Source organism: Streptomyces sp. NPDC038135 (assembly GCF_055601245.1).
Genome location: NZ_JBVJXS010000004.1, coordinates 340,251 through 366,321, shown reverse-complemented (window position 1 = coordinate 366,321; position 26,071 = coordinate 340,251). Strand labels below are relative to the sequence as shown.

General features: G+C 70.6%; 21 protein-coding genes and 1 pseudogene. 10 read left to right on the top strand and 12 right to left on the bottom strand.

Annotation, left to right across the window (positions count from 1 at the left end):
• Positions 1–4: 4 nt before the first annotated feature.
• The gene (locus tag ACZ7JA_RS13295; protein WP_470808113.1) at positions 5–979 is read left to right on the top strand and encodes an antibiotic biosynthesis monooxygenase; all 975 of its coding nucleotides are present in this window, start codon (positions 5–7) and stop codon (positions 977–979) included.
• On the opposite strand, the gene ACZ7JA_RS13290 is transcribed toward ACZ7JA_RS13295, so the two are convergent.
• On the bottom strand, positions 951–1,877 hold the full coding sequence (locus ACZ7JA_RS13290; RefSeq protein ID WP_389447530.1) for a DUF3626 domain-containing protein: 927 nt from the start codon (positions 1,875–1,877) through the stop codon (positions 951–953). The two genes, ACZ7JA_RS13295 and ACZ7JA_RS13290, sit on opposite strands and share 29 nt — an antisense overlap.
• A gap of 186 nt (positions 1,878–2,063) precedes the next feature.
• Between ACZ7JA_RS13290 and ACZ7JA_RS13285 the strand changes: the two genes are divergently transcribed.
• Positions 2,064–2,201, top strand: coding sequence for a hypothetical protein (locus tag ACZ7JA_RS13285; protein ID WP_389447527.1), 138 nt, complete (start codon positions 2,064–2,066; stop codon positions 2,199–2,201).
• Positions 2,202–2,234: 33 nt separating this feature from the next.
• Here the strand turns inward: ACZ7JA_RS13285 and ACZ7JA_RS13280 are convergent, their stop codons facing one another.
• From ACZ7JA_RS13280 to ACZ7JA_RS13265, 4 genes are all read right to left on the bottom strand, one after another.
• Complete coding sequence (locus tag ACZ7JA_RS13280) at positions 2,235–2,594, bottom strand: ArsR/SmtB family transcription factor (RefSeq protein ID WP_351663360.1); 360 nt, start codon at positions 2,592–2,594, stop codon at positions 2,235–2,237.
• A gap of 192 nt (positions 2,595–2,786) precedes the next feature.
• Positions 2,787–3,161: a hypothetical protein gene (locus ACZ7JA_RS13275; RefSeq protein WP_351663363.1), complete on the bottom strand. Its 375-nt coding sequence runs from the start codon at positions 3,159–3,161 to the stop codon at positions 2,787–2,789.
• 225 nt (positions 3,162–3,386) lie between these two features.
• Complete coding sequence (locus ACZ7JA_RS13270; RefSeq protein WP_351663366.1) at positions 3,387–3,878, bottom strand: hemerythrin domain-containing protein; 492 nt, start codon at positions 3,876–3,878, stop codon at positions 3,387–3,389.
• A 31-nt stretch (positions 3,879–3,909) separates the two neighbouring features.
• Entirely contained in the window at positions 3,910–4,548 is a 639-nt protein-coding gene (locus ACZ7JA_RS13265; protein WP_470808112.1) for a hypothetical protein, read from the bottom strand.
• Positions 4,549–4,678: 130 nt separating this feature from the next.
• Here ACZ7JA_RS13265 and ACZ7JA_RS13260 point away from each other — a divergent pair, with 130 nt between their 5' ends.
• Both ACZ7JA_RS13260 and ACZ7JA_RS13255 read left to right on the top strand, forming a co-directional pair.
• Positions 4,679–6,262, top strand: coding sequence for an FMN-binding glutamate synthase family protein (locus ACZ7JA_RS13260; protein WP_470808111.1), 1,584 nt, complete (start codon positions 4,679–4,681; stop codon positions 6,260–6,262).
• A 14-nt stretch (positions 6,263–6,276) separates the two neighbouring features.
• A complete protein-coding gene (locus tag ACZ7JA_RS13255) occupies positions 6,277–8,040 on the top strand; it encodes a thiamine pyrophosphate-dependent enzyme (RefSeq protein ID WP_351663375.1) in 1,764 nt (587 codons plus the stop codon).
• A gap of 70 nt (positions 8,041–8,110) precedes the next feature.
• On the opposite strand, the gene ACZ7JA_RS13250 is transcribed toward ACZ7JA_RS13255, so the two are convergent.
• The gene (locus tag ACZ7JA_RS13250; RefSeq protein ID WP_351663378.1) at positions 8,111–8,524 is read right to left on the bottom strand and encodes a DUF3224 domain-containing protein; all 414 of its coding nucleotides are present in this window, start codon (positions 8,522–8,524) and stop codon (positions 8,111–8,113) included.
• Between the two features lie 193 nt (positions 8,525–8,717).
• Here ACZ7JA_RS13250 and ACZ7JA_RS13245 point away from each other — a divergent pair, with 193 nt between their 5' ends.
• Together ACZ7JA_RS13245 and ACZ7JA_RS13240 are read left to right on the top strand one after the other, a co-directional pair.
• Positions 8,718–10,157, top strand: a complete 1,440-nt coding sequence (locus ACZ7JA_RS13245; protein WP_450749023.1) for a hypothetical protein — start codon at positions 8,718–8,720, stop codon at positions 10,155–10,157.
• Positions 10,154–11,308 (top strand): ARPP-2 domain-containing protein, encoded by a 1,155-nt coding sequence (locus tag ACZ7JA_RS13240; protein WP_470808110.1) that lies wholly within the window; start codon positions 10,154–10,156, stop codon positions 11,306–11,308. Before ACZ7JA_RS13245 ends, ACZ7JA_RS13240 begins: the two co-directional genes overlap by 4 nt.
• Before the next feature lie 16 nt (positions 11,309–11,324).
• On the opposite strand, the gene ACZ7JA_RS13235 is transcribed toward ACZ7JA_RS13240, so the two are convergent.
• A complete protein-coding gene (locus tag ACZ7JA_RS13235; protein ID WP_450749020.1) occupies positions 11,325–12,431 on the bottom strand; it encodes a DUF2235 domain-containing protein in 1,107 nt (368 codons plus the stop codon).
• Positions 12,432–12,467: 36 nt separating this feature from the next.
• Positions 12,468–16,034 carry a tetratricopeptide repeat protein gene (locus ACZ7JA_RS13230; RefSeq protein ID WP_470808109.1) on the bottom strand — a complete coding sequence of 1,189 codons (3,567 nt, stop codon included), beginning with the start codon at positions 16,032–16,034 and terminating at the stop codon, positions 12,468–12,470.
• A gap of 561 nt (positions 16,035–16,595) precedes the next feature.
• Here ACZ7JA_RS13230 and ACZ7JA_RS13225 point away from each other — a divergent pair.
• Positions 16,596–17,174 (top strand): glycoside hydrolase family 25 protein, encoded by a 579-nt coding sequence (locus ACZ7JA_RS13225; protein WP_351663393.1) that lies wholly within the window; start codon positions 16,596–16,598, stop codon positions 17,172–17,174.
• 86 nt (positions 17,175–17,260) lie between these two features.
• On the opposite strand, the gene ACZ7JA_RS13220 is transcribed toward ACZ7JA_RS13225, so the two are convergent.
• Positions 17,261–19,114 carry a peroxidase family protein gene (locus ACZ7JA_RS13220; protein WP_470808108.1) on the bottom strand — a complete coding sequence of 618 codons (1,854 nt, stop codon included), beginning with the start codon at positions 19,112–19,114 and terminating at the stop codon, positions 17,261–17,263.
• A 570-nt stretch (positions 19,115–19,684) separates the two neighbouring features.
• Between ACZ7JA_RS13220 and ACZ7JA_RS13215 the strand changes: the two genes are divergently transcribed.
• Positions 19,685–20,896, top strand: coding sequence for a M4 family metallopeptidase (locus ACZ7JA_RS13215; RefSeq protein WP_470808107.1), 1,212 nt, complete (start codon positions 19,685–19,687; stop codon positions 20,894–20,896).
• Positions 20,893–21,195, top strand: a complete 303-nt coding sequence (locus ACZ7JA_RS13210) for a protealysin inhibitor emfourin (RefSeq protein WP_470808106.1) — start codon at positions 20,893–20,895, stop codon at positions 21,193–21,195. Before ACZ7JA_RS13215 ends, ACZ7JA_RS13210 begins: the two co-directional genes overlap by 4 nt.
• Positions 21,196–21,228: 33 nt before the next feature.
• On the opposite strand, the gene ACZ7JA_RS13205 is transcribed toward ACZ7JA_RS13210, so the two are convergent.
• Positions 21,229–21,543 (bottom strand): hypothetical protein, encoded by a 315-nt coding sequence (locus ACZ7JA_RS13205; protein ID WP_389297711.1) that lies wholly within the window; start codon positions 21,541–21,543, stop codon positions 21,229–21,231.
• Positions 21,544–21,787: 244 nt separating this feature from the next.
• Here ACZ7JA_RS13205 and ACZ7JA_RS13200 point away from each other — a divergent pair, with 244 nt between their 5' ends.
• A complete protein-coding gene (locus tag ACZ7JA_RS13200; RefSeq protein ID WP_470808105.1) occupies positions 21,788–22,858 on the top strand; it encodes an acyltransferase family protein in 1,071 nt (356 codons plus the stop codon).
• Positions 22,859–22,907: 49 nt separating this feature from the next.
• Here the strand turns inward: ACZ7JA_RS13200 and ACZ7JA_RS13195 are convergent.
• Together ACZ7JA_RS13195 and ACZ7JA_RS13190 are read right to left on the bottom strand one after the other, a co-directional pair.
• Positions 22,908–23,003: pseudogene (locus tag ACZ7JA_RS13195) on the bottom strand.
• 143 nt (positions 23,004–23,146) lie between these two features.
• Entirely contained in the window at positions 23,147–26,071 is a 2,925-nt protein-coding gene (locus ACZ7JA_RS13190) for a hypothetical protein (RefSeq protein WP_470808104.1), read from the bottom strand.

The window sequence follows — 26,071 nt, the reverse complement described above, 5'->3', positions numbered from 1 at the left end:
CGCCATGAACACCGGAAGAAACGTAGCCGCCGCGGCGACGGCGATCATCGGCCAGAAGATCCTGCCCGGAGCGGAACAGGAGTACGAGTCCTGGCAGGAGAACCTCAACGCTGCCGCCGCCTACTATCCCGGCTTCCTCGGCGCCGAGATCTCCCCGCCGACTCCGCTGCAACCCGACTGGGTCGTCGTGTACCGGTTCGACTCGGTGGCCCATCTGCAGGCGTGGATCAACAGCGCGACCCGGCAGACGTATCTCGACGTCGGCGCCAAGTACTTCGACGGCCCGGCGACCCAGCAGGTGGTCAGCAGCGGCACCCAGTCACTGGATCCGCTGGTGACCGTGGTCGTCACCCACCGCGTCCACCCGAACCAGGTCGACGACTTCCTCGAGTGGCAGCACCACATGGTCGAGGAGGAGAGCAAGTTCGAGGGGTTCCGCGGCACCGAGCTGTTCCGCCCCATAGAAGGTCTCCAGGAGGAATGGACCACGCTGTACCGCTACGACAACGCCGAACACCTCGACGCCTGGCTGACGTCACCCCAGCGGCAGGAGGTGCTGGCCGAGGGGGAGAAGTTCAAGGACTTCAGACTGCACACGATCGACAACTCGTTCGGCAGCTGGTTCGCCTTCCAGGGAAACGGCAAGGAGTCACCGCCGCCGCCCTCCGAGACGAGGACCTCCCTCGCCGTCTGGGTCGGCCTGTACCCGACCGTCGTGCTCCTGACGCTCGCGCTGTTCCCGCTGCACATGCCGCTCTGGATCGGCCTGCTCGTGGGCAACCTGCTGTCGAGCTTCGCCATGAGCTTCCTGACCATGCCCTACTACGTGAACCCGCTGCTCGGCCGCTGGCTCCGGCCTCCGCCGGACGAGCCGGCGACCAGAGCCAACCTGCGCGGCCTCGGCATCGTCGCGGTCGCGATGGCCTTCTGGGCTGCCGTCTTCTACCTCGTCACGGTCCGCTTCTGGACCCTTCCCTGACCGGCGCCGCCCCGACGGCCGACGCCCGGAGCAGCCCCGGGGCGCCGCCGGTGTCCGCGCGGGCCGGAGAGCCGAAGCGTGCCAAGCAGTGCCAGACCTTCTTCAGGTCCTGCGGGTCGTACCGGCCTGTCCGGGCCGCGTCTCCGATGACCTTGGGGTCGAGTCGGCCGTCGACCGCGATCTCGGCGCCCAGATCGACGTACCGCTGCCCGCGATAGCCCGGGTGGCGCCGCAGATGCCCCACGCCGAGCCGGAAGCCGGGATGCCACTCGACCGGGCAGGGCAGCCCCCGGGCCGCGTCCTCCACGGTCGTGCCGCGATAACTGACATCCAGAACCAGAGCCTCGACGTCACGGTCGAGTGCGACCGGCCCGTGAACCTGCGCCTCGACATGGCCGTCGAGGACATCGAGCCCATCGGCCTCGGCCAGTTCGACCAGAGAACAGCGATCCGCGACGCCGAAAGCCGAGGGCTCGGCCGAGCTGTCCGGATAGCAGAAGGTGGCTCGGGTGAGGACGTCGGCCGTGAGCCGGAAGTACGAGGAGCCGAAGCGCGGTGCCCCACCGGCGGGATCGCGCCGGAAGTTCAGTGCGCCGTACACAGGGCGTTCGTGCGGAGCGGCCTGGTCGTAGGCGCCCGCGAAGATACGGCTCTCCCAGCGCCACCGGTCCCCGCCGGGGTGCGCGGTCAGGCCGCCGTTGCTGGTGCCTGTGACGAACTGCGACCGGTAGACGCCGTCCGCCGCCATGCTCAGCAGGATCGGCCGGCCACCCGCGACGCGGTCGGGGTGGAAGTTCATCGTCAGCCGCAGCCGAGGGTCCAACGGGCCTCCCGTGGACAGGGAGGCGACGTGGCGCAGTGCCCGCTCCCGCGGCGAGCAAGGCGTGTCAGCCGGCATCCGTGAAGTGTGCACGAGCGCCGTCCGCCGGGACATCTCCATTTCCCTGAGCGGCACTGCTTCTGGCCGGATGAAGCAGGCGAGAACGGGCGGTCAGATGATCTGATGCACTCGCGCAGGCATTCACCTGGCTCATCGTCCGGCCCGTACCCGACCAGTACGAGCCCTCACAGAAAGTCTTCCACGATGGCAGAACAGTCGAAGATCCGGCGCAAGCACGCCGTCGTGATCGGGGGAAGCAGCGCGGGCATGCCGGCCGCGGCGGCTGTCAGGGACCGCGTCGACTCCGTCGAGATAGTCGAGGCCCACGAACTGCCCCACTGAGAGGCCGGGGGCGCCGCCGGCCCGACGCCCGCGTCACGCGGCGCCCGCCGCCCGTGGTGGTGAGGTGTCCGTCTGCTGCAGTTCCGCGAGGAGCTGGTTCCGCCCGGCCAGCAGCTCGGTGAGGATACGGCGGGCGGCGCGCAGGAGTTCGGCCACGTCGCCACCGGCCAGCGCGTACGTGACGGTCGAGCCCTCCCGTGTGGACACGACGATGCCCGCGCGGCGCAGGATGGCCAGCTGCTGGGACAGGCTGGAGGGCTCGATCTCGATGTCGGCGAGCAGGTCCCGCACGGGGACCGGGCCGTGCTGCAGCAGTTCCAGGACCCTGATGCGCGTGGGATGCCCGAGCATGCGGAAGAACTCTGCCTTGGCTTGGTAGAGCGGTACCTGCATAGCGTTCTTCCTGCCTGTTTAGGGGCCTCTCATGGCGCGGCGACGCCCCGGGGACGCGGCCGCGCCATGAGTCCTGCCTCTTCATCTTCTCGTCACGGGCGGCCGACGTTCACGAATTGTCGTCCTCTCCATGTGATGGCTTGAAGAAGTCTTCAATTCATGGGCATGCGTCAGCCCCGCCTCGAAGAAGCCCTACACCTCGAGTTGCCCTTCGATCCGTTTGAGCTGGTGGCGTGCCATGGCCAGGTTCGAGCGGGCCCTGTCGATCACGAGGTAGAGGAACAGGCCGTTCCCGTCCCGGCCGGTCACCAGCCGGATCAGGTGGTACTGCCCGTCCAGCGTGATCAGGATGTCCTCGATCTGACTCTGGAGTCCGAGGAGCTCCATGGTGCGCACCTTGGCGCGGATCACGTCGGTGTTCCCGGCCGCGGCGACCGTCAGGTCCAGGTCCTTGCCCCCGCCCAGGGTGCCCAGGGCCATGCCGCTCGTGTAGTCGACGACAGCGGCCCCCATCGCCCCCTCGATCCCGGTCACCATCTCCTTGAGTGCCACTTCCACAGTCGCCATCGGCGCCCTCCCCTTGGTTGTCGGCTGCGGCCGGCACCGTTTCCGGGCCCGCCCGTGAACGCACCGTATGCGTATCGAACGGGCGGGGGAGAAGCCTGCTCAAGACCGTCCAAAGATGATCGAAAAGCCTTCCGATCTGATGATCCGGTGATCGGTCTTGCTAGGTGTGCCGCAGCCGTCAGGACGGCGTGCGACGTCATACCCGGATTCACTCAGTGGCGTTCGTCAGTTCTTGACGAGACGACGCACGTTGTCGACCGAGCCGCAACCGGCCTTCAGCTGACGCTCGCGCTCCTCACGGAAAGCCACTCCGAGTTCCTCCCGCCGCTCCATCGCGACGTTCTCGCGGGCGCCGTTGAGGATGGTGCGCTCCTCCTCGTCGGCGTGGTGAGTGACGGCCTCCACCAGCGCCTCCAGCTTGGAGTCCCACTCCTCGGAGCCGACCTCCTCCACCTCCAGGAGCTCCAGGAGGGCCTCGTTGCCCTCGTCGTGCTCGTGCTCCCCGTGCTCGACCTCCTCGTCGTCGATGTCCTTGTACCTCTTCAGGGCCGGATAGACCTTGGCCTCCTCGGCCAGCGCGTGGGCGACCAGAAGGTCCGCGAACTCACGCAGCGCGGCGCCCCGGTCGGCCTCGACGCTGCGCATGAGGCGGAACAGGTCCTCCATGCGCCGGTGGTCCTGGAGGATGAGATCGACGACGTCCTGAGTCTCGGCCATGGCAGGCATCACTTTCGTACGAACGGCTGGGTCACTCCCGTTTACCCACACCATGAGGCATGATTCGGCCGTCTCGTCGGCGCTCGCCACGCCGCAGCGCACGCCGCTGCTTGCCCGGCAACGCGCCGGCCAGCTCACCCACCGGCGCCACGTCGTGGCCTTCGCCGTCCCGGCCGCCCCGGCACCACCACACCGGCGGCCCGTCCGCGTCGGCCTCCTCAGGGTCCTCGTCGTCAGCGGTCCCCACTGGACCCGGATGCAGTCCGATCCCGTGCTCCCAGCAGGTCGGCCAGACCTTCCACAGCAACTCCATGAGGGTCGACTGCGCCGCATCCGCGACCACGGCCAGGACCGTCGCCGCGTCGTCCGGCTCCGGCGGGTCGCCCTCCTCCAGGTCGCACGCGTTCACCGCGTTGCCGTGCCAGCGGCCGTCGGCCATCGCCACGTACACCCGACCCCTGTCGATCCCGCCCGGGGACGCATCCTGCCAAGGCGGCTCGGCCATCAGCACCAGCGCCTCCTGGCCGGGCAGGGTCGCCAGCACGTCGCGGTTGACCACGGCGAGCGCGGCCTCCAGCTTGGGCCACCGACCGGGCTCGGCCGGCCTCGGCTCCGGAGGACCCTGCCGGCCGTGACCAGGATCGTTGCGCGCGTACGAGAAGTAGTTCACCGGTACATCGTCCCAACCGCCTCGGACATCCGGCATCCCCGGTCACCCGCGTCATGGCCGCACTCCGCCCTTGGACCGTTCTTGACGCAGCCGCAGGACTGGAGGGCGATCACCCGGCAATGAGCAAGTGGTGATACGCATTGCAATCGTCGTGCTGACCGTCGTCGCGGGTGTGCTCGCGTCCCTGGCAGCGGTCCGGATCTCGCCCTGGTGGTCGGTCGCCGCCGTGCCACTGGTCCTGCTGGGCCTGCTGGCCGTGTGGGACGTGGTGCAGCGCCGGCACTCGGTGCTGCGCAACTACCCGGTCCTCGGCCACGCCCGCTTCCTCATGGAGCGCATACGTCCGGAGCTGCAGCAGTACTTCATCGAGCGGAACTACGACGGGCGCCCGTTCGACCGGGACGTCCGCAGCATCGTCTACGAGCGGGCCAAGGGCACCGACGCGGAGGAGCCCTACGGCACCGAACGCGACGTCTACCAGCCCGGCTACGAGTTCCTGGTCCCGTCGATGGCGCCGTGCCCGGTGCCGGAGTCGGCGCCGCGCGTACGGATCGGCGGTCCGGACTGCGCGCGGCCGTACGACATGGCACTGCTGAACGTGTCGGCGATGAGCTTCGGCTCGCTGTCGGCCAACGCGGTCCTCGCCCTCAACGGCGGTGCCGCCGCCGGGGGGTTCGCCCACGACACCGGCGAGGGCGGGCTGTCGGAGTACCACCTGCGTCCAGGCGGTGACCTCGTGTGGGAGATCGGCACCGGCTACTTCGGCTGCCGGACCGACGACGGCGACTTCGACGCGGCCGAGTTCGCCGACAAGGCGGCGCACGACCACGTCAAGTGCGTCTCCCTGAAACTGTCGCAGGGCGCCAAGCCCGGCATCGGCGGTGTGCTGCCCGGAGCCAAGGTGAACGCCGAGATAGCCCGGGTCCGGGACGTGCCCGAGGGACGCACGGTCATCTCCCCGCCCTACCACCGGGTGTTCTCCACTCCGCGCGAACTCGTCCGCTTCGTGGCCCGTATGCGCGAGCTGTCCGGTGGCAAGCCCGCCGGGTTCAAACTCTGCGTGGGCTCGCGCCGGCAGTTCCTGGCCGTGTGCAAAGCCATGCTGGAGGAGGGCACCACGCCCGACTTCATCGTGGTGGACGGCGCCGAAGGCGGGACCGGAGCCGCGCCGCTGGAGTTCGCCGACCACGTGGGCACCCCGCTCACCGAGGGCCTGCTCACCGTGCACAACGCACTCGTCGGGGCGGGCCTGCGCGACCGGATCAGGATCGGCGCGAGCGGCAAGATCGCCACGGGCACCGACCTCGTCAAGCGCATGGTGCAGGGCGCCGACTACGGCAACGCGGCGCGGGCGATGATGTTCGCGGTCGGCTGCATCCAGGCGCAGCGGTGCCACACCAACACCTGCCCCACCGGCGTCACGACCCAGGACCCCCGCCGGGCCCGCGCCCTCGACGTCCGGGACAAGGCGCCGCGCGTCCAGCGCTTCCAGGAGGCGACCGTGGCCAGCGCACTGCAGATCATGGCGTCCATGGGCGTCACCGACCCCGCGGAGCTGCGCCCCCACATGCTCCGCCGGCGCGTCGACCCCATCACCGAACGCTCCTACGAGGAGCTGTACGAGTGGCTCGAGCCCGGGCGGTTGCTCGCCGAGCCGCCGGCTTCCTGGGCGGCCGACTGGAAGGCCGCCGACCCCGACCGTTTCACCGTGTGACCTGGAGGACTCACGTGCCCCGTACCGTTGCCCAAGTGATCGTGGACGCGCTGAGCGAACTCGGCGTGCGCCAGGTCTTCGGCGTCGTGGGAGACGCGCTCAACCCGCTGACCGACGCCATCCGCACCACCGACGGCCTGGAGTGGGTGGGCTGCCGGCATGAAGAGGCGGCCGCCTTCGCCGCGAGCGCCCAGTCCCAGCTCACCCAGACCCTCGGCGTGTGCATGGGAACCGTAGGACCCGGTTCCGTCCACCTCCTCAACGGGCTGTACGACGCCGCCAAGAGCCACGCCCCGGTCCTGGCCATCGCCGGCCAGGTGCCGCTCGCCGAGCTCGGCAGCGACTATTTCCAGGAGGTCGACAACGACGCCCTCTTCAGCGACGTCGCCGTCTTCCGCGCGACCGTCACCTCGCCCGACCAGCTGCCGCAGATGCTGGAGACCGCGGTGCGCCACGCACTGGGCCGCAAGGGCGTCGCCGTCCTCACCGTGCCGGGCGACCTCGGCGAGCGCGAACTGACCGCCGACCGGCCGGCCCGGTTCTCCCTGAACCCCCCGGTCAGCCGGCCGGACGAGTCCGCAGTCATCCGCGCGGCGGAGCTCCTCGACCGCTCCGAGCGCGTCACCCTGCTCGTCGGCGAGGGAGCCCGGGCCGCCCGCCAGGACGTGCTCACCCTCGCCGACCGCCTGGCCGCACCCATGGTGCTCACCCTGAAGGCCAAAGCCGGCTTCGAGGGCGACGGCAATCCCTTCCAGGTCGGCCAGACGGGCCTGATCGGCAATCCCGCCGCGGCGGACGCCCTCCAGGAGGCGGACACGCTTTTGCTGCTCGGCACGGACTTCCCCTACCGGGACTGGTATCCCGAGGGCCGCAAGGTGATCCAGGTGGACACCGAGGCGACCCACATCGGACGGCGCGTGCCGGTCGAGATCGGGCTGGTGGGGGACACCGGCGCCACCGTACGCGACCTCCTCGAGCACCTCGCCGCCGCGCCCGCCGGGTCCGACGGCGCACGCGACCGCTCGCACCTGGAGAAGTCGCGGAAACGCTTCGAGCAGTGGCGCACCGGTCAGGCCCGGCTCGCCGACCCCGCGCACGACAAGGGTGTCGTGGGCCGCATCCGCTCCGCGCTGGACAACAGGGCGCACGACATCCGCCCGGAGGCCCTGGCCGCGGCCGTCGACCGTGCGGCGGCGGACGACGCCGTCTTCACCTCCGACACGGGCATGGCCACGGTGTGGCTCTCGCGCTTCGTCGAGATGCGCGGCGAGCGACGCCTCATCGGCTCCTACAACCTGGGCTCGATGGCCAACGCCATGCCCCAGGCCCTGGGCGCCCAGTGCCTCGACCGCGAGCGGCAGGTCGTCGCCTTCTGCGGCGACGGCGGACTGAGCATGCTCCTCGGCGACCTCATGACCCTGAAGACGTACCGGCTCCCCGTCAAGCTCGTCGTCTTCGACAACCGCCGGCTGGGAATGGTGAAACTCGAACAGGAGCAGGCCGGCCTGCCCGAGTTCGGCACGGTGCTCGACAACCCCGACTTCGCCGCGGTGGCCGAGGCCATGGGCATCACCGGCATCCGCGTGGAGGACCCCGCCGATGTGGAGGGTGCCGTGCGGCGCGCCTTCAGCAGTCCCGGCCCGGTGCTGCTGGACGTCCTCACCAACCCCGACGAGATCGCCGTCCCGGCCAAGCCGACCGTCGAGCAGGGCTGGGGGTTCGCGCTGGCCAAGGTCAAGGAGGTCGTGCGCAGCAGCGGAGAGCCGGGCGGGAACTGACCGGAACCTCGGACGCCGACCGGGCAGGGGCCGTACCCGTCGACGGGCGGCTACGGCCCCTGCCCGGCCGTCAGCGCGCGTCCAGCTCGAAGTCGAACCAGATCCGGTGCGTTCCGTCGGCGTCGACGGCCATGCCTCCGGCACCGGAGATCCCGGCCAGCTCTCCCGTGCCGCTGGAGGGCACGACGGAGAAGAACTCGGCGGTGCGGTCGCTGCCGGACGTCGACGCCGAGTGCACGAAGTTGAAGGCGCCGGCCCGGCCGCACAGCGAGCCTTCGAACGACTCCATGGCCACATAGGTGCCCACACCGGTCGTCTGGTCGAAGGCGGCGGTGAACAAGGTCGCCGAGCGGCCGGCGACCTCCCCCTCGAAACGCTTCTCCATCGTCGCGACGCCCACCGGCAGCCCGGTGGACACCGCCGGGTCCGGTTTCAGCTCGGTCGGTACGAACGCTTCCACGGTGAACGTGCCTGCAGCTCTCATGGCACGACCGTACCGGCGGGGTCCGACACCACCCCTCCCAAAGTCAGTAGAGGGCTTGTGGCCTGCTCTGTTACGGTCCTCTGGCCGGCCGCGGGACTCCGGTGCGACTTCCGGAACCTGCCTATGAAGCAATGATTCGCAGCTCGCGCCCCCATTCCCCGGCCGGCGTCCGCACTCTCGGGGGAAGGCTCGGATGGAGTCGTACGGGGACCTGGTCGCGGCCGACGACGTGCTGCTGTTCGTGAACGCGGCGATCACCTCAACGGGCCAGCGCGAATTCCACAGCGCGGCGGGCGAGCAGCGGCTGTCCCTTGACTTCCTGCACGCGTACATGCTGGGCAACTACCGCGACCTGTACGCCGGGGTCCTGGCGCTCGACATCAACGACCACAACGCGGCCCTCATCATCCGGCGGTTGCTGGAGACCGCCGGCGAAGCCACCGCCGGCCAGCGCCGCAACGAGGGCCGTCTGATCGCGGCCCGTCTGGCGACGCTGCCGCCGCAGCGCGTGTACGCCTTGTTCGACGCCCTGAGCAGGGCGAGGGTCAACAACCGCCGCAGCCGCGCGATCATGCGTGACTGGCTGTCCGCGCGCAAGGACCTGGCGTTCGACGCCGTGAAGTACCGCGGCGGCCTCAAGCGAGCCCTTCGGCACGCGCACGTGACCCCCGCCAACGAGGAACTGGGGACCTTCGTGTTCGCGCCCCTGACCCGACCGCACTACGCGACACCCGTGCTGGAGATGTGGCGTCGCGCGCACTTCGAGCAGGCCGCCCTGTACGAACTGCCCTACACGGTCGCCGAGGGCTTCGCCGCCAAGCACGGCATTCCCCGGGACGTGTTCCTGGCGCGCATCGCGCCACGGATGACCCGTCTGGAGACCCTGCGGCTGCAGGAGTCCGCGCACAAGCGCGGGATCACACCGGTGCAAGCGGACCTGGCGGGGATGCCGCTGACCCGACTGGCGACCTACGTGCTGTCCCTGCCGGTCGAGGACCGCCGGCGCCGGCGTGCCGAGTTGACCCGGGCCCTGGAGGCGGCCGCCCACCGGGTGGCCGGTGTCCACCGGGGGAGCTGGGGCAGGGTCAGCGCGGTCCTGGACGACAGCTACTCCGCCTTCGGATCGGCGCACAAGCGCCGCCGCCCGCTCGCCGTGGCCCTGGCCTGCCACTATCTGCTCGCGGCCCTCGCGAGCGACTACACCGGTCTGTGGACGTCCGGCCGGACCGACGCGCTGCTGGCCTTCCCGCACGGGCCGACGCCCGTCGGCCGACGGATCCTCGACGCCCTGGACACCGCCCCGTCCCGGCTGGTGATCGTCTCCGACGGCTGGGACAACGCGCCTCCCGGACTGGCCGCCGAGGTGCTGCGCGTCTGGCGGACCCGGCTCGACCCCGAGCGCCGCACCAGCATCGTGCACCTCAACCCCGTCTACGACGCCGACGACTTCGACGTGCGCCGGCTGTCCGCGACGGTGCCCACCGCCGGTATCCGCGACGCCGAGGACCTTCCCGCCCTGGTGGAGCTCGCCCAGTTCGCGGAGGGCCGGACTGGACTGACCGAGCTGATCGGCTACATGGACACGCGTGCGGCCCGGATGACGGGCGGGCACCACGAGGAGCGAGTGCGATGACCCGGCTCGACCTGACCGGCCTGGCCGCCCGTCCCTCCCAGGTCTGGAACGCCGTCCGGCTGGTGCCGCTCGTGCGCGACGAACCGATCGACGACCTCCGGCTGCGCCCGCAGCTCTACGGTGACGGTGCCGGACTGGTCGAGGTCGACCGGCGCCACGCGTACATCTCCTACATCCCGCACGGCTTCGTCGCCACGTGGACCGGCGACGGCACACCGGCGGCCGCCTACGGCACACAGCTCTCCGCCGACGCCGGCTCGGCTCCCGCCGCCACCATGGGTCTGCGCCTCCACCGCAGAATGGCCCGCCGCCAGGCCAAGGACCGGCTGCGGTTCCTCCCCATGCACCTGGCACTGGAGGGCTACCTGGCACTCCACTTCGGCGGGCCCAGCCTCGCCTGGGAGGAGTGGTCACAGCGGGCGATCCGGCAAGGACTGTCGCCGCGCGTCGAGGAGGCCTACGCGGGCGTCGAAGTGCGCGGACTCGCCGACGCGTTGCGCGTCTTCGAGATCCACCCCGGCCAGTGCGGCGTCATGGTCTACGTCGCCGACGCGCTCGCCGCCGCGTTCGCCGTCCCGCATCCCGACGACTACCGCGCCCTCCACGCGACCCTCCTGCAGGACCTGTACGGCGAACTGATCCACCACTACGCCACGTTCATGCCACCGGTGCCGGACTTCCGGGCCCGCATACCCGACACCCGGATCCGCTCCCTGGACGACCTGCGCACGGCGGTCGCCGCACAGGAGGACGACTGGCAGCGTTTCCACGACGGGAACATGGCGGCAGGCCTGCTGGAACAGCCGTACACCTGGCAGTCGGTCCACCGACTGGGACGCTTCACGCTTGCCCGCTTCCTGCCGTCGTTCCGTCCCAAGCAGGAGAACCACATCGGTGAGGCCATCACCGACGACCGCGGAAGGATCGTCTACCTCAAGACGTTCCGGCTGTCGGAGAGCCAGGTTCGCCGCGGTCACCTGCTCAGCAGACTCGCCGCCCACCACTGGCACCTCGCGAGCACCGCGGTCGACCTCGGCATCGACGAGGCTCAGCTGGGCCTGCGACTGGAGTCCGCCGGCTTCGGGCACCTGCTGCGGCAGGACGTCCTGGACCGCTACCGCAAGCAGCACGGACGAACCCGGGCCGGGTGACCGGCCGGATCGCCCCTCACGGCTCCAGGCGGACCCGCTCCCGGTCGGCGAGGTACTTCTCCAGTGCGGGCGGCCGGTAGCCGGTGTCCTTGTCGAAGCGCTCCATGGCCGGCAGCGCCAGGTACTCGTTCCCGTCGGGCCGGCCCTCCGCGTCCTCGGCGCCTGCGATGGCCCGGTGCAGCGGCTGCGCCAGCCGGAACAGGCCGTTGCGCGAGCAGTGCACCTCACCCAGCACATCCGGCCGCACCCGGAACTCGACGGCGTCCTCGGGCCGCATCACGCTCGGCCCGGCGGCGCTGAGCGTCTGCGGATCGAACACGAGCCCGTACCTGTGGGCCTGCTCGACCATCCAGAGCAGGGTGATGTCGGACAGCCCCGTCTCCGGGTAACCGCCGCCGACGTCGCAGTGCACCCCGGCGAACCACACCTGCTTCAGTTCCTGGCCCTGCCGCTCGGCGCCGGGCTGCTGGTGCCAGAGCGTGGGCCGGAACGAGGCGCGCTCCTCGTCGATGGCCAGCGCGTGGAACGCCGCCCTGACCCAACTGCTCAGCTCGGTGTCGTGGAACGCCCACTGTCTGTTGCAGCGTTCCACGACCGCGCCGAGGCCCTTGGACGCGGGAACCGGGATACCGAGGGAGCCGACCGTGTCCCACACCCCGATGAAGCGGATCTTCGTCTCCTGCGCGTACGAGCGGCGGAACAGGGTGGCGGCGGCGCCGCTCGGCTTCTCGAGCCGGTCGCGGTAGAGGTGCCAGGCCTCCTGGACCCGGTCGGCGTGCGCCCGGCGCACGATGCCGGAGTTGCGCACGAGACCTGCCAGACTCCGTACGGTGAACGCACCGCGGCTGAACCCGAACAGGAACAGCTCGTCACGGGGCTCGTACATCTCGACGAGGAAGCGGTAGGCGTCGAGCACGTTGCGGGACAGCCCCACCCCGAAAGCACCACCGCTGAGGTGGTCCCGGCGGCTGGTTCCGACGCCGCTGTGGTAGTACAGCCGCTGGTCCTTGCCCGCGGCGACCCCGGTGCACACGGACAGGGCGACCTTGGCGACATTGGTTCTGCTGGACTGGTCGGCGAAGTTCCAGGTTCCGTCGCAGCAGATGACGAGACGCTTGACCATGACGGTCCCTCCTGACGAAGGGTGAGCACCCGCTCCTCAGCCCCCGCCCAGACCCCGGGAGGTCAGCGGCCTGGGCCGGTGCAGGTGGTCGGGCAGCAGGTCCAGGTGGTGCCTGGCCTGCTCGGCCGCGGGACTCTGGGGGCACTGCTCGAGGATCTGCTGCCAGATGTCCCGCGCGCGGTCGAGATGCTTCTTCCCGTGCCCCAGCGGAGAGGTCGACCGGGCCTCCAGCGCGAGCGCGAGATGGGCCCACTCCTGCGCGTCGCCGGCGGAGTGCTCCACGGCGACCCTGAGGAGACGGACGGCCTGGCGGACCCGGCCCTCACGGTAGGCGACCCACCCGCGGGCGTCTTCGCACACCGCCCGACTGGCCGGGTCCAAGGAGGTCGGCGCGGTCCGCAGGGCGTTCCGGGCCATGCGGTGCGCCTTCCTGAGCTTGATGCCCTGCTCCGCGTAGAACATCGCCAGCTGTGCCTTCAGGCTGACCAGCGCGGCCTCCAGCACCTGCTCCTCGTCGGTGCCACGGGTCTGCCTGAGCCGGTCCCGGCAGGCCCGCTGAGCCGTGATCAGTTCCCGCTCCACCTCCAGCGGCTGCTCACCGCGTGCCAACATGCGGGCGATGCGTTCATGGTGACGGACGCAGTGCGTGCGGTCGGACGTGTCGCCGATGGAGCGCAGCGCGGCGATGGCCTCTCTGGAACGGCCGAGGAGAGCCAGTACTGTGGCCAGCTCCTCGTAGATCTCCGCCTCGAGATCCGTGCTCAGCGAGGCCTCGCGAGTGGCCTTGACCAGCCCTTCCAGGGCGAGGTGCAGAAGCCGTTCGCGGTCGCCGACCGGCGATGCCTCGGCGTGCATGCGGTAGGTGCGCCCCAGTTCCAGACGGCCACGGTCCCGTTCCTCGCCGGCCGGCAGCAGCTCGATCAACCGGAGGAGCGTCTGCCGCGCCAGGTCGTACTGGGCCCGCTGCTCACGGTACAGAACCGCGAGCGTGAACCGCGGATAGGCGTAGAGGGGATCCAGTTTCAGGGCGTCGCGGCAGTCCTGTACTGCGTCGTTGATCCGTCCCTGACTGGCGTACACCGCGGCCCGGCCCGCTGTGGCGCGCGCTCGCGGGGAGAGGTCCGGCGCTTCGGCGGTCAGCTCCGTGAACCGCTCCCGGCCCTCGTACCCTGTGTGGTACTGCGGCCGGACGGTTTTGGGCGACTTGTTGATCGCCTCGTCGTAGTTCGTGATGGCGGCTTCGTAGTTCCTGGCCGCCGCCCTCTCCTTGGCCGTGGCCCTGCCGCCGTGCTCTCGGGCGGACAGGGAGTCCGCGAGGGCGGCGTGCGCGTCGGCGAGTTCCACATACCACAACGGCGGCACCTCCACTCCCGGCGGCGGCCTGTCCGTGACGGCCCGCGTGAGGTGCCGGACGGCCAGCCGGAACTGCGCTCGCTGGTCACCGGAAGGGTCCATCATCAGCGCCAGGGACGTGTGCAGCAGGCCGATCTCTCGTGACACGTAGGCGACCTCGGGTTCCGTCCGGCCGTGCTGGGCGCAGAGCCTGCCGATGTCGCCGAGCGCCGCACGCAGACGATGCGCGTTTCCGCTCTGCTGTGCACGGCGGGCGGTGTCCCATGCCTGCGCCCAGAGCCGGGTGAAGTGCTTCCGGGGGCCGGCGGCGCCGTCGGCCGACCACTGGGTGTCGACCATGTGGCGTACCTCGTCACTGCCCGGATCCAGGGCCAGTGCCTTGCCCGCGAGCGAGCGGGCATGACGGTCGTCCGGTGCGAGCAACGCGAGCAGGAGCCAGGCCATGGCGTCGTCCGGACGCCGGTGCGCCGCCAGCACGAAGAGGTCCGCTGCCAGCGCGTAGTCGTCGCCCCTCCTGCTGGTCATCGCCGTGAACACACCCAGGTCCCGGGGCGTGATGTGATGGTTCTGCGGGTCCCGCTGCAGGGCCTCCATGAACGCGTGCCACGCGCCGTCCCCGAGGTCGTACCGCAACAGCATGCTGCCGCGCAGGGCGTGCAGTTCGGGCATCCCGGGAGCCCACCCGATCGCGGTGCCGATGCGGTTCTTCGCGTTCCTGACACAGCGCTGTCGGTGTTCTCCCTCCGCTGCGTCCGCGAGCTGGGCCCAGCACTTGGCCTGCTGGCCGATGACCTGGGCGATCCGCTCCGTCAACGGCCGCACCGCGTTCGCGTTCCCGTCCCGGACGAGCCGTCGGGCGCGCTCGTCGACGAGGTCCTGTTCCGCGCGACGGAAGTTGGCGAGCGCCTCCCACGTCCTGCCGTCGGACTCGTGCTTTCCCAGGGTTTGCCGCTGCCCGCCCTGCTTCCGTAGCGCGTATCCGAGCCAGTACCTGGCGAGCGTGCTCTCCATGGAGTGGGCGCCGGAGGGCTGCTCGAGCGCACTGCGGGCGGACTGGACCGCCTGTTGCAAGAGGTCGGCCCGCTTGTCGTCCGCCAGTTGGGGCGATCGGGCCTTGTCGAGGAAGGCACGTGCCAACTGGACACGGGACGGCGCCAGTGCCGGGTCGAGATCGACCGCTTTCTGCCACATGCGGATCGGTCCGTCTCCCATCGCCTCCGACACGGTGAGACGGATCTCGGTCCGCACGCGCCGCTGCTCCCGGTAGACCAGACCGAGGTTGTGGTACGCCGCGGCATACTCGGGGCTGTGGGCGAGGGCCGCTCGGAAGTGGTCCTCCGCCTCGTCGAGGTCCTGGAGCGCGCCCTCCCGCTGGAAGCGCTGATAGCTTTCGAGTCCGTCCACCAGCCGCTGGAAACTCTCGACGTCCGCGGCCGACTCCGAGGCTCCGGGGCGGTCGAGCTCTATGCGGTGCGCCAGCTCCCTGGCGAGGCGCCCGTCGGGCGAGCGGGTGTCGCCGTCGACCCGTATCTGTGCCGACCAGGTACGACCGCCGCGCAGCCCGGCCTGGCTCGCGACGACCCGCAGCACACCGTCGGCCTCCATCAGGGACCCCTGAAGCGTCGTGCCGAAGATCCGCTCCACACATGCGAGCACCGTGCCGACCTGGAGCTTCAGGGGCCCGAGGGTGATGGTCCCGACCTCGGTCGGTTTGATGTCCCCGGGCAGGCCCGTGGCCGCCACCCCGGTCTTGAACGGCACCCGTGCGGACGACCGCCGCACCATGTCACCCCGACGGCCGGCCGGATTGAGCACGTCCGCGGGCGTCCGGAACGGCTCCTGCCGCACCAGGTCGACAATGCGGCGTATCTCGTCGTCGAGCAGCTCGGCGAAGCCGGCGGCGACGGCGGCCGCCTGCCGGTCGCCGGCTCCGTCGACGAGGTTCTTGAAGGGCAGGATCCTGACCGGCCGGGAACGTCCCAGGTGAGCGGCCGCCAGCAGCACACCGAGACAGACGATGGCCCAGTCGACGGGAGACAGGTTGCGGAGGTGGTTCGCCCCCGTCGCCCTCAGGACGACCAGCACCACGAACGCGACCGTCAGCAGGAGCAGGATCTTGTTCGTGCTGCCCAGCGCCCGATACCAGAGCAGGAGGATCCGCCGAGCCTGACGGGCGGGTGTGAACGGCTCGGAGACGGCGATGCGGGACGTCTCCTTGACGAGATGTCCGAGACGCTTGAGGGAGGGCATGCCCCTGCACCCCTCTCGTGGCGCCTGATCCCCGGCGGCACCCTTCCGGTTCCCGCGCGCGTCCGGTTCCTCAGGGGCGCCACATTCTTCAGATCGAGCAGATGGGCCGGACGGCGCCCGGCCCCGCGATGACCGGGCCACTTCGTCTCGCCGGGGACGGGGTCTGTGGGATCGCTGGTCGGAGTGGCGGTGACTGTTTGCGCACCTTCCTGCTGCAAGCGTCTCTCTTGCACCGGCGGCTGTCCAGTCCCGAATATGTTGACTCGTCAAATGCTTCGGGGTGTGCCGCCGGGCTCGGCGCGGTGACTCCATCGCTCGTTCGACATCTGTGAGTTGCATGTCTTCGCCGCTGGTCAGATCGTGGAAGGAGACCGTGGAGGACCGCACCGTGCCGGACCGGCGCGCGGACGCCTGGTATCCGAAGCGGCAGCACCACGAGCACTACGGCGTCCAGGGACGCCGAAGTCGTCGACGGGTCCCCCCTCGGACGAGGCGTGACGTTCTCCGCGTGGCCGCCCCACGGCGCTCCCTCCGGATCAACGCATCGGGAGGATCACCGTGATGATCAAGGGCTACGACGTATCCGCCTTCCAGAGCGCGAACTTCCCCACCGCCGGCACCAGTTTCGCGTTCATCAAGGGCACCGAGGGACGTTCTTACGTGAACCCCAAGCAGAAGGAGCAGTCCGCCCACGCCCGCGCCGCGGGCCTGGTCGTCGGCTTCTACCACTTCCTGCACCCGGGGCACATCAAGGAGCAGGCGGCTCACTTCGTACAGGGCTCCGCGAGCATCGAGTACGACCTGCTCGTCGTCGACTGGGAGACCAACCCGGACGGCACCGCCGCGACCTGCGCGGAGAAGGACTCCTTCATCGCCGAGGTCAAGCGGCTGCGCGGCTCCGCCCACAAGGTCGGGCTGTACTGCAACCGGGACTTCTGGCGGCACCGGGACACCACCGGCAACGCCGGCGACTTCCTCTGGATCGCCGAGTACGGCGTCGCCGCGGGCAAACCCGGCATCCAGAGCAAGTGGGTGTTCCACCAGTTCACCGACAAGCCACTGGACACCAACGTCTGCGCCTTCGGCTCCAAGGCCGAACTGGTCGCCTTCGCGGGCGGTGTCAACGGCGTGAAGAACTGAAGTCCGACACCGGCGGGCGGAGCCTCAGGCTCCGCCCGCCGATCCGCGTACCCTCACCCGTCCCGGAGCTTGGCCCCACCTTCGTCTCAGGCGTCCTGCGGCCCGGCTTCGTGCCAGGGCGTGAAGGCGTTGGTCAGCCCCGACAGGGCCGTACGCAGCTCGGGGTGGTGGCGCAGCAGGACGGTGACCATGCTGTTGTCGTCGATCCAGGCCAATCCGGCCTTCGAGTAGACCTCGGGGGTGTAGTACGTGGTGAAGAAGCGGTCGCTGTTCAGCCGGCGCGAGGCCATCAGGATGAAGATGCGGAACGCCGTGTCGCTGAAGGCGAATCCGGCCGGTAGCTTCTCCGCGTACAGCCCGACCATCAGGTCGACCTTCTCGATGTCGCCGCCGTAGAGCCGCTCGATCTGCTCGGCGGACGCCGGGTCGTGCGCCAGATCCGTGAAGTTCTCGGCGGGCTTGAGCCGCAGCAGCCGCCGGAACTCGTTGTAGCGGGGCACCCCCAGTTCCCGGGAGCGCAGGATGTCGGTCGCGGCGAGATCCTGAAGATGACCGTCGGGCCGCACGAACTCCTGAAGGAAGCGGGGGAAGTTGTGCAGCGTCACCAGCCCGGGATGGAGCGTGCCGAAGCTGTACAGCAGGTCGGCCATCTCCGTGTCCCGCAGGAACTTCACCGCCCCCGGGCCCGAGATATCGCGCAGGGTGCACCGGCGCAGGGTCGTGTCGTCGGTGGCGGAACGCAGGTGCCAGTCGTCGCGGATCAGCGGATGCATCCGGTAGACCGCCACGAACTCCTCGGTGAGGGCGTAGGGGACGCCGTAGTGGTCGGTCTCGCCGCCGGGGATGCCGCTGATCACCTCGCTGCCGCCGATCCGGCCGAACATGTTGTGGACGCGCTCGCCCGCGACGCCCCACCAGTTGGCCCGCAGTGCCTTCACGGTGGTGGGGTGGCTGATCACGGCCGGCGTCCACTCCACGGTGTGGATCTTGGCGAGGAGCGCGGCGTTGACGAGCCGCGCCCGCTGGAACAGCTCCTCGTCACTCCACGAGGGGTAGGCGCCGTGCAGGTGGTCGCAGATCGCGTTGTGCTCCCTGGTGAAGAGGTCCTGCATCATCGCCAGGCCCAGCCAGAAGCCGGGAACGCGCGTCGGGTCCTGGGACGGGTCCGCGGGGACGGGGGCCTGCTCGTCGTCCCAGAGGTGCAGCCTGCCGAGTCGCCCGGTGCGCAACTGGTGCTGCTCGACCTCGTTCCTGCCGTAGATCTGGGAGGCGTCCCACCAGTGGGAGGAGACGTTGACGCGGGTGTCGGGCGTCCCGGGAGGCGCCTGCGGGTCACGAGTCGGGTCGTCCGGGGTCCGGAGGATCTTCATGGGGTTTTCCGGCCACGGGTCGTCGTCGAGCAGGGGAACCTCCCAGGGCCGGTCGGCGGGGCTCGTCCCGTGACTGAACCAGTCACGGATCATGAACTGGAGCCAGGCGGACACCAGGGAGTTCACGGACTCGGCCGCGATGAGTTCGTGGCGGGTGAGCAGGGTGCGGCTGACCTCGCGCGGACTCGGCGCGGCCAGTACGTCCCCGGGTGCGGTCGGGGCGATGTTCCCCAGGGGGATGTTCCGGCCGAAGCGGGTGCCCGCCATGCCCATGCGCGGGTCGCCGAGGTCGTTGTGGCTGCCGTCGGCGGTCCGGTTGACCCGGTGCCACGCGGACGGCGGCGCGGGCTTGGGCCCGTTCACCGAGGGCAGCCCGCCGGTGTCGTACAGGTTCTTCTGCCGAAGCCTGATGCGCAGTCCGAAGAGCGTCAGCAGACCTGCGGCGACGGGGAGTTGGTCCCAGCCGACACGGCGGTCGACGTACTGGGCCGCGCCGGTGACGACGCGCCAGGGGAGTGACGTGCGGTATCCGGCCGGGGAGCGCCGAGCGGCGCGTCGGTGCGTGCTCATCGCGATACTCCTTGGGTGTGGCTCCTCGATGATCAGGCGAACGGGATCAGGCGAACGGGCGCGGCGATCGAACAGTCCGAAGCCGGCGGCGGCGGATGTGCTGGTTCCCGCGCCGAACGGGACTGTCGGCCGAACCTCACGGAAAAGGGGAGAAGGACACCCGGAACGCACTCCTACTGCCAGGCTATGAGGACGGCTGCGCGGCTGCACCTCGGGGACGCGATATCCATTGGCGTTTCGCCTTCAACCAAATTGGCTACTTTTTACGGTCGGGCAGCCGGTTCTCCGGCCCTCGGTTTGCATTTGCCACTCACTGTGGACGGCAGGAGACTGGACATATCAGCGTGACAGCGCCGCTGGAAACGGGAATGGGCGCCACCGACGCCTCCCCTTCTGCTGCCCCGCCAACGGGCATCCGCGTTCTGCCTGCGACCGGCTGTGTCGCATACCGGAGAAACCGTCATCCCGCGGCGACGGCCGAACCACGACGAGCGGTGATCCGAGAACGGCCGAGTACGCGGCGGAGCGCCGAACGATCAGCCGTCGGCCCTCTCACTCAGGAGGTGTCCCATGAGCAGGGCTCGCCCGATCAACTGCATCATCCCTCCGTACATTCTCGACAAGCTCCTGGACAGCGAAGACAGCGAGGTGCGCCGGGCCGCCTTGGACACCCTGCTGGTCACGGCTCGTCTGCGGGGTGAGCGAGCCGTCCGGGCGTCCTTCGCCGGCGCGGCCGCTCCGGGTGAAGGTCGGCGCACCGTCTTCGACTGCGAACAGGCGGAAACGCTGTCCAGCGCGGTCCTGGCCCGGCCGGAGGACGGCCCGGAGGTCGCGGACCCGTCCGTCAACCGGGCATTCGACGCGCTCGGCCTTACGCGCGACTTCTACAAGGAGGTGTTCCAGCGCAATTCGGTCGACGACAGGGGGATGCGCCTGGACGGATACGTGCACTTCGGTTTCCAGGTCAACAATGCGTTCTGGGACGGACGCCAAATGCTTTTCGGTGACGGCGACGGGAAGGAGTTCAGCAATCTCACCGGATCGCTCGAAGTCATCGCCCACGAGTTGACGCACGGAGTCACGGACAACACGTCGGAGTTCGAGTACCACAACCAGTCCGGGGCCCTGAACGAATCGATGTCGGACGTCTTCGGGTCGCTGGTCAAGCAGTGGTCGCTGAAGCAGACGGCCGAGGAGGCGGACTGGCTGATCGGGGCCGACGTGTGGACTCCGGGAATCGGGGGCGACGCCCTGCGGTCGATGAAGGACCCGGGGCACGCCTTCGACAACCCGCAGTTCGGGAAGGACCCCCAGCCCGACCGGATGAGCAAGTTCATCCACCTGCCCGACGCCAAGCGAGGCGATTTCGGCGGAGTGCACTACAACTCCGGCATCCCGAACAAGGCGTTCTTCCTCACCGCCCAGCACATCGGCGGATTCGCCTGGGAGGCCGCCGGCACCATCTGGTACGAATCGCTGAAGGCGTCCAGTGCCCAGGACCAGTTCCAGGACTTCGCGGGCACCACCTTCCAGAAGGCCGGCGAACTGTTCGGCGCCGGAAGCGCCGAACAGTCGGCCGTGCTGTCCGCGTGGCAGGAGGTCGAGGTCCCGGTGAAGGGCGTCCCGACCGGAGTCGCCCGGGTACGGCGCTTCGCGGCCAACGGCGACGGTGCCACGGGCCGAGGTGACGGCCAGGCCGCCCTCGCCAGGCAGATCGGGGCCCTGAACGACAAGATCTCGGAGCTGGCCAAGGACTTGGCCGCCCTCAAGGGCGCCAAGTGAAGCTGACACTGGAGACCTTCGGCGGGCTGGCGGCCGTGACCGACCTCCGCCGCCCGCCCAGGGTCCTGGATACGGACGCCCTCCCCGAGACCGCCACGGCCGAACTGACCCGACTGCTCGAAGAAGCCGCCTCGACACCCCAGGAGAAACCGCCCGAGCACGTCAGGGACGCGATGAGCTACACCCTCACGGTGCGGACCGGCGACGACGTAAGGGTCCTCGAACAGTCGGACGCCGCCATGACCCCTGCGTTCGCCGAGCTGCTCACCTGGCTCAAGAGACGGTTCGCGCAGCAGTGACGCGCAATGGGCCGGGGCGTCGGGCGGCGTGAGTCACCCCTCTACGGTCAGTCCCGCCACGAAGTCCCCGAGATCGGCGGCGCGGGGCGGTGCCTGGCCGTGCAGGAAGCGCTGGTAGTGGGCGGCGACGAGACGGCGCAGGTCTGCCTCGGCCGGTGCATCGCCGCTGAGTTCGAGGGCGACCCGATGCGGCTCACCCGTCATGCGCAGCGGTCTGGCCAGGGCGTCGAACCCACAGGCGTACTCGTCGGGCATCTCCCACCATGCCTCGGCGGACGCGCGGTCCTGGAGGACGTACATGTGGTGGTCGTCGTCGAAGAGGATCACGGGACCGATCGGCGTAGTCACTCGTGGAGTATGACGCAGCCCGCGGCGTACAGATGCCGTTCACCGTCCGGGGCGCGTGATGTAACCCGGTGCTTCACACGGGTCGCGAAGGTGGCGGTTTCCGTAGCCACAGCCCTGTCAGGAGTACGCGCCCGCGATGGACAGTCCACCGCCGAGACCCGTCGAGACCCGCGGTTCCACCGACCGCGCCGCTGCCACCGGGGTGAGCCCGGCCCGCAATCCCTGGTGGGACAACACACGCTTCGTGTCCGCCTCGTTGATCGTGGTGCTGCACACGATGGGCAGCATCATGGACCGCTACGGCCCGCTGCACGCGTTCCACGTCGCGGCCTGGGCGTTCCGGGTCCCCGCCTTCGTGGTGCTCGCCGGGGTGTTCAGCAGCGCCGGGCCGCTCGGGCCGCGCCATCTGCGGACCCTGTTGCGCAGCATCGTGCTTCCCGCGCTCCTGTTCAGCCTGCTCTTCTCGGTGGAGTCGTACGCCCTCGGCTCGCCCTTCACCCTGCACGTCACCCAGCTTCCGTGGACCCTGTGGTTCCTGATGTCGCTCTTCTTCTGGCGGCTGTTGCTGCCGCTGGTGGCACAACTGCGCCATCCGCTGGTGGTGACTACGGCCGTGGCACTCGCGGTCGGCTACGTCGAGGAGTTCGGCCTGCAGTTCTCGGCCAGCCGGACGCTGGTGTACATGCCGCTGTTCTACTTCGGCTGGCGGCTCGGGCAGGGCATGTTCGGCGGGTGGTTCGAGAGCCGGTGGAGCCTGCCGGTGGCGGCGGCCGGGATATGCGCCGCGGGACTCGCGGCCTGGCAGTGGCACCGGGACATCGAGGGCACCTGGCTGTCCATGCGCCACGCCTACAGGGCGGACACCGCGCTGGGCATGGAGGGCGCCTGGCTGGTGCGGCTGGCGGTACTGGCCTCGGCCGCGACGCTGGTGCTCTGCCTGCTGCGCCTGATGCCGAAGCGGCGGCTGCCGCTCATCTCGGCGCTCGGCGCGGGCGGCTTCACCGTCTACCTGCTGCATCCGCTCGTCATCCTGCCGCTGCGGGAGAAGGGCCTCATCGAGCGGGCCGACACCGCACCGGAGCTGGCCGCCCTGCTGCTGGGCGGCGTCCTGCTCACGGCGCTTCTCGCGTCGTCACCCGTGCGCCGCCTGGCCCAGCCGCTGACCAGGCCCCCGGTGGGCTGGCTGCTGGCCCCTGCTCCGGCCCCCGCGGCCGCCCTGGTGCCGGCGGGCGTCCCGGAGCCGACGCACGTGCTTCCGGCGCCCGGAAAGGCGCCGGAAGAGGATCTCCGCGTTGCTCCACAAGGCACTCCGTAGGGCACTGCGTGAGCGCTGTGAACCTACGGGTCGCGCGGAAGGCGTTCGGCGGAGAGGGCAGGATTCGAACCTGCGTGGACCCGTGAAGGGCCCGACCGTGAGGCGAGCTCGCTGGTCCCCGATCAACCACTCCGGGCACCTCTCCCTTGTTCCCGGCCCCGGTTCGCCCGCCGCCGTTCACAACGACGACATTGCCAGGCGCCCCTGACACGTCGCTGACGTGCAGGGGCTCGGGGACCGCGGTGCGCCGGGCACCAGGGCGCCGCAGCCCCGGTGCCCGGGCGGATCTCACTCCTCGTCGCGCAGCCGCCGCGCCAAGGAGGCCAGCGGCTCGGTCTCCTCGGTGTGGCCCAGGGCGGTGAGACGGGACACCGCCGCGTCGAGACGGCTGAGGGCGGGGGCCGGGCGTTCCAGATAGATGCCCTCCACGGCGCCCGCGAGACGGGTGCACTCGGCCCACTCGCCCGCGCGGTCCTGTTCCGGTCCCGGCTCGCCGAGCAGATCGAGGGCCCGCGTCAGGGCGGCCAGCGCGTCCTCGTACTCCCCGGAGTAGGCGTTGACCCGGCCGTGCTCGTAGGCCAGGGCCGAGTCCAGGGAACGGCCGTGGGCCTCGTACCCGGCGGCGCGGGCCTCGTCGGCGATCCGGCCGGCGTCGGCGAGGTAGGCGAGGGCGTCGGCCAGGCCGTCGGAGCCCTGCCGCTGGGCCTGGACGCGGGCGAGTTCACGCAGGCAGTTGCTGAGCTGCTCGTACCGCGGGGCCCGGGCGTGGGCGGCGAGCGCCTGGTCCGCGGCCTCCCGGGCTCTGCCGAACTCGCCGGACTCCGCGAGGAGTACGGCCGTCTCCGCGGCGATCATGGCGTGGCTTCCGGGGTCGTCGTCCCAGCCGGCCGACTCCGCCGCAAGCTCGGCGAACTCCGCCGTGGCGGCCTTGAGGTCGTCGCCCGCGTGCAGCGCCCGGGCACGCGTCAGGCGCAGTTGCGCGACGAGCCGGTCGTCCAGCTCGCCGCTGGTGACGTCCGGCTCCGCCAGCAGGGAGTCCAGCAGGGCGATGCAGTCCTCGACCCGGCCCAGATCGAGGCTGAGCTGCGCCGCGTTGCTGTAGGCGCAGAACGCGTCGGTCCGGCTGCCGCGGCGAAGGTCCCGCTCCGCGGAGCGCGTCAGATGCCGCAGCGCCTCCTCGGGACGCCCGAGGTGCATGCTCGCCTCAGCCAGGTCGCCGTGGAGCCGGGCGGTGTCCACCGCCTCGGCCGGCCAGTCGGCGGCCAGCCGCAGGGCCTCGGCCAGGTCCGCGTACGCGGCCTGCGCGTCCCGGAGGCCGAGCTGCATCCGGCCGCGCAGGCCGAGCGTGCGGGGCAGGTGCCAGGCGGGGCCGTCCTTCCTCAGCCGGTCGAGCAGCGCGTCGATCTCGGCGACCGCGGTGGGCAGGTCGCCGGACAGGGCGTACGTGCTGGCCTTCAGCAGCAGGGCGCCGGAGACCTGCGTGGGGATGTCGTGCCGGGTGGCGAAGCCGTACAGCAGGTCCACCTCGGCGAGGACCGGCGCCACGTCCTCCTCGCTCCTCGACGTCTGCAGGCGCAGGCCGAGCGCGGACGCCCGCAACCGCAGCAGCCGCGACTCCTGGACCGGGGTGAGGCCGCCGGTCCCCTCGTGCAGGCGGACCACCGAGGCGTGCGCGTCGGTCAGCACGGCCGCCTGCGCTTCGGTTCCGTCGGCGCCCTGAGCGGCGCTCTCGGCGGCGGCGAGCAGGGCGCAGGCACGGGCGAGCGCCGCGTGACCGGGCAGCCCGGCGTCCTCGTACAGGGCGGCGGCCTCCTCGTGGAGGGCCGCGGCGGCGGTGTGGTCGTCCTTGACGCCTGCCCGGCCCGCCTCCTCGGCCAGCAGGTCCGCGCGCAGCCGTACGAGCGGGCCGACGGCCGGGTCGTCGGGGTGCACGTAGTCGCGGGCCGCGGTGAGCGTGCGCAGGCGCGCCCAGCAGGCCTGCGCGTCGGGGTGCCCCTGGTCGTCAAGCGCCCTCGCCCGCAGGATGAGTTCCACCGGCGCGTCGGGCACGGCGGCGGCCGTACGGGCGGCGGGCGCCGCGGCCGGGACGGCGTCGTCGAGGCCGCGGCTGCGCAGGGTCAGCTCCAGGCTCTCCGTGAGCGGGGTCCGGTCCAGGCGGGCCCTGCGGCGGTCGGTGTGGGCCGTGGTCCCGTTGCGGGCGTCGAAACGGGCGGCGAGGTCGTCGGCGCGGCCGCGCACCTCGGCGCGCAGACCGGACACCGTCCAGGAGCGGCCCGCGTATCCGGCGGCGGGCAGCTCGCCGTGGCCGAGGAGCTCGACACGCTGGAGGAGGACCTCCACGCCGGTGAGGAAGTCGAGCAGGTCGAACGGCGAGTCGACCTCGTCGAACAGGTTCCGGTTCTCGGCGAGCAACTCCAGGCCGCGTGCCTCGTTCCCGGTCAGGGCGCAGAACTCAAGGTGCCTGCCGACCTCCCCGGACATCGAGGGGTTGCGGCGGCAGCCGCGGTAGCCGGCCAGGTGCAGTTCGCGGGCCCGCTCGGTGAGACCGGTGCGCAGCAGGGGCAGCAGGGCGTACGAGATGGAGCGGCTCGGCTCCTCCTGGCAGGACTCCTTGCCCGCCAGGACGGGGTCCCATATGCGCAGCGCCCGCTCGTCGTCGCCCGCCGCGAGGTGGTACCGGGCCCGCTCGCAGATCTCGCAGGCCTCGCAGTCGCTGAGCCGGGTACGGGTACGGCCGGCCCACAGCTCGTAGGCGAGGGGGGTGCCCTCACCGAGGTGGGCGGCCAGCTGGTACGCCTGCCCGTAGTAGGGCTGGAGGCCGAAGCCGGCCTTCTCGTACCGGTCCCGCATCTCCGTCAGCCACTGGCGCAGGCTGGCCAGCGGCACCTCGGGCAGTGCGAGCAGCGCGTTGGCCACCCACTTGAACCGCCAGAACAGCATGTGGCGCAGGCGCTCGTCGAAGACGTCGGGCTGCTCGTCGAAGAGGGTGAGCAGACGGGCGAAGACGACGGGCGACTTCCGGGGCTCGGAGCCGTAGGTGTACGCCTCCTGCAGTTCGAGGAGCCCGTGGACGAGGGGGACGGGCTCGGCGAACTGCTCGGCGGCCTCGACCAGTTCCTCGGCCGTGACGGTGCGGGTGCGGCCGTAGGGACGCCGGTCGTTCTCCTGGAGCGCCTGGTACAGCTCGTCGGTGGTCTGGGGTGCGGTCGGCAT

Excerpts from the sequence above, each read along its gene's own strand:
- ACZ7JA_RS13295 (WP_470808113.1), top strand. The coding sequence starts at position 5 with ATGAACACCGGAAGAAACGTAGCCGCCGCGGCGACGGCGATCATCGGC.
- ACZ7JA_RS13290 (WP_389447530.1), bottom strand. The coding sequence starts at position 1,877 with ATGCCGGCTGACACGCCTTGCTCGCCGCGGGAGCGGGCACTGCGCCAC.
- ACZ7JA_RS13285 (WP_389447527.1), top strand. The coding sequence starts at position 2,064 with ATGGCAGAACAGTCGAAGATCCGGCGCAAGCACGCCGTCGTGATCGGG.
- ACZ7JA_RS13280 (WP_351663360.1), bottom strand. The coding sequence starts at position 2,594 with ATGCAGGTACCGCTCTACCAAGCCAAGGCAGAGTTCTTCCGCATGCTC.
- ACZ7JA_RS13275 (WP_351663363.1), bottom strand. The coding sequence starts at position 3,161 with ATGGCGACTGTGGAAGTGGCACTCAAGGAGATGGTGACCGGGATCGAG.
- ACZ7JA_RS13270 (WP_351663366.1), bottom strand. The coding sequence starts at position 3,878 with ATGGCCGAGACTCAGGACGTCGTCGATCTCATCCTCCAGGACCACCGG.
- ACZ7JA_RS13250 (WP_351663378.1), bottom strand. The coding sequence starts at position 8,524 with ATGAGAGCTGCAGGCACGTTCACCGTGGAAGCGTTCGTACCGACCGAG.
- ACZ7JA_RS13245 (WP_450749023.1), top strand. The coding sequence starts at position 8,718 with ATGGAGTCGTACGGGGACCTGGTCGCGGCCGACGACGTGCTGCTGTTC.
- ACZ7JA_RS13240 (WP_470808110.1), top strand. The coding sequence starts at position 10,154 with ATGACCCGGCTCGACCTGACCGGCCTGGCCGCCCGTCCCTCCCAGGTC.
- ACZ7JA_RS13235 (WP_450749020.1), bottom strand. The coding sequence starts at position 12,431 with ATGGTCAAGCGTCTCGTCATCTGCTGCGACGGAACCTGGAACTTCGCC.
- ACZ7JA_RS13230 (WP_470808109.1), bottom strand. The coding sequence starts at position 16,034 with ATGCCCTCCCTCAAGCGTCTCGGACATCTCGTCAAGGAGACGTCCCGC.
- ACZ7JA_RS13225 (WP_351663393.1), top strand. The coding sequence starts at position 16,596 with ATGATCAAGGGCTACGACGTATCCGCCTTCCAGAGCGCGAACTTCCCC.
- ACZ7JA_RS13220 (WP_470808108.1), bottom strand. The coding sequence starts at position 19,114 with ATGAGCACGCACCGACGCGCCGCTCGGCGCTCCCCGGCCGGATACCGC.
- ACZ7JA_RS13215 (WP_470808107.1), top strand. The coding sequence starts at position 19,685 with ATGAGCAGGGCTCGCCCGATCAACTGCATCATCCCTCCGTACATTCTC.
- ACZ7JA_RS13190 (WP_470808104.1), bottom strand. The coding sequence starts at position 26,071 with ATGCCGACCGCACCCCAGACCACCGACGAGCTGTACCAGGCGCTCCAG.